The following is a 3,771-nucleotide window of genomic DNA, read 5'->3' as shown; positions in this document are numbered from 1 at the left end:
GCGCCCGGCGTCGTCGGTGAGGAGGTCGGCCGCGCGGGGCCGCTCGGCGGCGATCTTCTGGAGGCGCCGGGTCCGCAGCCGCAGCACCACGACGACGCGCGCGGCCAGGGCGGTGAGCCATGCCGTGGCCACAGCGGTCAGCAGCCCGAGGCCGCTGCGCAGGCCCAACCCGTCGAGCAGCCGCTCGCGTTCGGCCGTGTCGGACACGGCGAGGGCGAGGGCCGGTACGAGGACGGCGAGGGCGGCGACCAGCAGCCACAGCGCGGCCACCGCGCGCGAGGTGGAGAATCGGTTGTCCTCGCCGACCAGCGGGCCGACGAGCGCGCCCCGGCCGCGCCGCAGCCACAACCGGCCCTCCGCGCGCCCGAATTCGGCGACCTTGCGGGCGGAGCGGGTCAGCTCGTCCGACACCCACTGCCGCGAGGCCCCGACCGAGTGCGCCAGCGCGCCCGGCACCCCGCGCCCGTCGGCCAGCTCCTCGCGCCGCGCGATGAACGCGGCGACGGCGCGCCGGTGCGCGGTACGGGCCCCGGCGGGGCACTCCCCGCACCGGCACCCGGCGTCGTGGCGCGCACGGCAGCCACCACCGGCACCGCCACCACCCGCGGCGCCGCCGCCGTCGACACCACCGCCGCCACCGGCGCGAGCGCCCTCGTCGAGGGCACCCTCACCGGAGGAGCCCCCGTCTCTCGCCGAGTCCACGGCCATGGCACAACCCACCTCTCTCGCTGCACGAGCCAGCCTGCCCTATCCCGGCAGTGGCCCGGGGACCGCCTCGCGCCCGTGGCGCCGCAATGCCCGTGTGATGAGAGGGAATTGTGCCGCATTCATCCGGTCTTTCAGCTCAGCAGGTCCGGCTCGGCGCGGCTGATCTCCTGCCACAGCGGCTGGTAGTTGATCCACGCCGCGAGGTCCGTACCGAGCTGGTCGCGGATGCGCAGCGCGCTGTCGTGGTCGATGGGTACGGGCTTCCCGGCCGCCCGCGCGGCCAGCTGCACCTCGCAGGCGCGCTCCAGGGCGATGAGCCACCAGGCCGCCGCGTCCACCGACCGGCCGACCGTCAGCAGACCGTGATTGCGCAGGATGACGGCCTTGCGCGGGCCGAGCGCGGAAGCGATTCCGCCCGCCTCCTCGGCGTCCACGACGACGCCGGTGCAGCCGTCGTAGAGGGCGTGGTCCTCGTAGAAGGCGCACGCGTCCTGGGTGATGGGCGCCAGCGGTTCGCCGAGCGCGGCGAGCGCGCGGCCGTACGTGGTGTGGCTGTGCGCGACCGCGACCACCTCCGGCCGGGCCCGGTGCACGTTCGAGTGAATCGCGAAGGCGGCCTGGTTGACGCGGTGGCGCCCCTCGACCACGCGCCCGTCCCCGTCGACGAGGACCAGATCGCTCACGGTGATGTGCCCGAAGGGCATCCCGAACGGGTTGGCCCAGAAGCAGTCGGCCAACTCCGGCTCCCGAACGGTCACATGACCCGAGACCCCCTCCTCGAACCCGTACCGCCCGAAGAGCCGCAGCGCGCCCGCCAGCCGCTCCTTGCGGTGGCGCCGCTCCTCCCCGGCGGAGTCGTACGCCGGGGGCAGCGCGAAGTGGAGTCGGTCGGTCGGCACGGGCTCGGGCACCGGGGCGGGCTCGGACATCGCGGCTCTCCTCTGCGTCGTCGTCCCTCACATGCGGCGTACGCGCGGAAGCTACCTCCGGCCGCCCGAGGAGAACAGAGCCGTGGCGCGACTGCCGGGCCGGGGAACGGGAACGGCCGTGCCGCCCGCCCGACCAGGGGCGGCGGCACGGCCGTTGACGCGACGCGGGGAGCCGCGAGGCTATTCGAGCCGGGGGGCTACTCGAGCGGGAGGGCTACTCCCACTCGATGGTGCCCGGAGGCTTGCTCGTCACATCGAGGACCACGCGGTTGACCTCGTCGACCTCGTTGGTGATGCGGGTCGAGATCTTGGCCAGGACCTCGTACGGGAGGCGGGACCAGTCGGCGGTCATCGCGTCCTCGGAGGAGACCGGGCGCAGCACGATCGGGTGGCCGTAGGTGCGGCCGTCGCCCTGGACACCGACGCTGCGGACGTCGGCGAGCAGCACCACGGGGCACTGCCAGATGTCGCGGTCCAGGCCGGCCGCGGTCAGCTCCTCGCGGGCGATGGCGTCGGCCTCGCGGAGGAGGTCCAGGCGCTCCTTGGTGACCTCGCCGACGATGCGGATGCCCAGGCCCGGCCCGGGGAAGGGCTGGCGCTGGACGATCTCGTCGGGGAGGCCCAGCTCCTGGCCGACCATCCGGACCTCGTCCTTGAACAGCCGCCGCAACGGCTCGACCAGCTGGAACTGGAGGTCCTCGGGGAGGCCGCCCACGTTGTGGTGGGACTTGATGTTCGCGGTGCCGGTGCCGCCGCCGGACTCGACGACGTCCGGGTAGAGCGTGCCCTGCACGAGGAACTCGACCTGCTCGCCATGCGCGCCGGCCTCGGCGACGATCTCGGAGGCGGCCTGCTCGAAGACGCGGATGAACTCCCGTCCGATGATCTTGCGCTTCTGCTCGGGCTCGGAGACCCCGGCGAGCGCGTCCAGGAACCGCTCCTGTGCGTCGACGACCTTCAGCTGGACGCCGGTCGCGGCCACGAAGTCCTTCTCGACCTGCTCGGACTCGCCCTTGCGCATCAGCCCGTGGTCGACGTAGACGCAGGTCAGCTGGGAGCCGACGGCCTTCTGCACGAGGGCCGCGGCGACCGCGGAGTCCACGCCGCCGGAGAGCCCGCAGATCGCGCGCTTGGTGCCGACCTGCTCGCGGATGGCGGCAATCGACTCCTCGACGACGTTCCGCGTCGTCCAGTTCGGCTTCAGCCCGGCGCCGCGGTAGAGGAAGTGCTCCAGCAGCTGCTGGCCGTGGGTGGAGTGGAGCACCTCGGGGTGGTACTGCACGCCGTAGAGCCTGCGCTCGTCGCACTCCATGGCGGCGACCGGGGCCCCGTCGGTGGCCGCGGTGACGGTGAAGCCCTCGGGCGCGGCCGAGCAGGCGTCGCCGTGCGACATCCACACCGGCTGCTCGCCGGGGGTGCCCTCGAAGAGGGTCGAGCCCTCGCGGGTCACGGTCAGCGGCGTACGCCCGTACTCGCGGCCTCCGGTGTTGTCGACGGTGCCGCCGAGGGCGAGCGCCATGGCCTGGAAGCCGTAGCAGATACCGAAGACGGGTACGCCGGCCTCGAAGATCTCCGGGCCCAGGTGCGGGGCGCCGTCGGCGTAGACGGAGGAGGGGCCGCCGGAGAGGATGATCGCCTTCGGGTTCTTGGCGAGGATCTCGCCCACCGGCATGGTGTGCGGCACGATCTCGCTGTAAACCCGGGCCTCACGGACTCGGCGGGCGATGAGCTGGGCGTACTGCGCACCGAAGTCGACGACCAGGACCGAGTCCGGGGTGTGGTCGGCGTCGGGGGCAGCGGCAGGGGTCGCTGATGGCACTTCGGCGGCCTTCCGGCGGTATTCGGGGGCTGACACGGATCGCGTGTATGCGTGTACCTGTGATTCTACGGGGTGTACGGGCACCCTCCCGCGCCGCCCGCGGGCACCCCAGCGCCTGACCGGTCGCCGCCCGGTCGCCGCCCGGTCCTCGGTCCGGGTGCCCGGTCTCCGGTTCGTCGGTCTCCGGTTCGTCGGTCTCCGGTTTCCCGGACTCCGGTTCCCCGGCGCCGCGCCGGACGTTGCCCGGCACCCGGTCCCGGTCTCAGGTCTCCGGTTCCTCGGCACCACGCCGGACGCCGCCCGGCCCCGGCCCCG

2 protein-coding genes and 1 pseudogene are annotated in these 3,771 nt (G+C 73.6%); all 3 read right to left on the bottom strand.

Going from position 1 to position 3,771, the window contains the following annotated elements; translation table 11 throughout:
- A pseudogene (locus AOK16_RS22170) lies at positions 1 to 708 on the bottom strand (hypothetical protein); the annotation flags it as partial.
- Positions 709 to 839: 131 nt separating this feature from the next.
- Positions 840 to 1,637 (bottom strand): class II aldolase/adducin family protein, encoded by a 798-nt coding sequence (locus tag AOK16_RS22165; protein ID WP_055473937.1) that lies wholly within the window; start codon positions 1,635 to 1,637, stop codon positions 840 to 842.
- Between the two features lie 214 nt (positions 1,638 to 1,851).
- Positions 1,852 to 3,456, bottom strand: coding sequence for a glutamine-hydrolyzing GMP synthase (guaA, locus tag AOK16_RS22160; protein WP_055473936.1), 1,605 nt, complete (start codon positions 3,454 to 3,456; stop codon positions 1,852 to 1,854).
- Between the last annotated feature and the right edge of the window lie 315 nt (positions 3,457 to 3,771).

Source organism: Streptomyces pathocidini (assembly GCF_001418495.1).
Taxonomy (GTDB): domain Bacteria; phylum Actinomycetota; class Actinomycetes; order Streptomycetales; family Streptomycetaceae; genus Streptomyces; species Streptomyces pathocidini.
The sequence above is the reverse complement of the archived record's forward strand: the minus strand, read 5'-3'. Positions and strand labels throughout refer to the sequence as shown.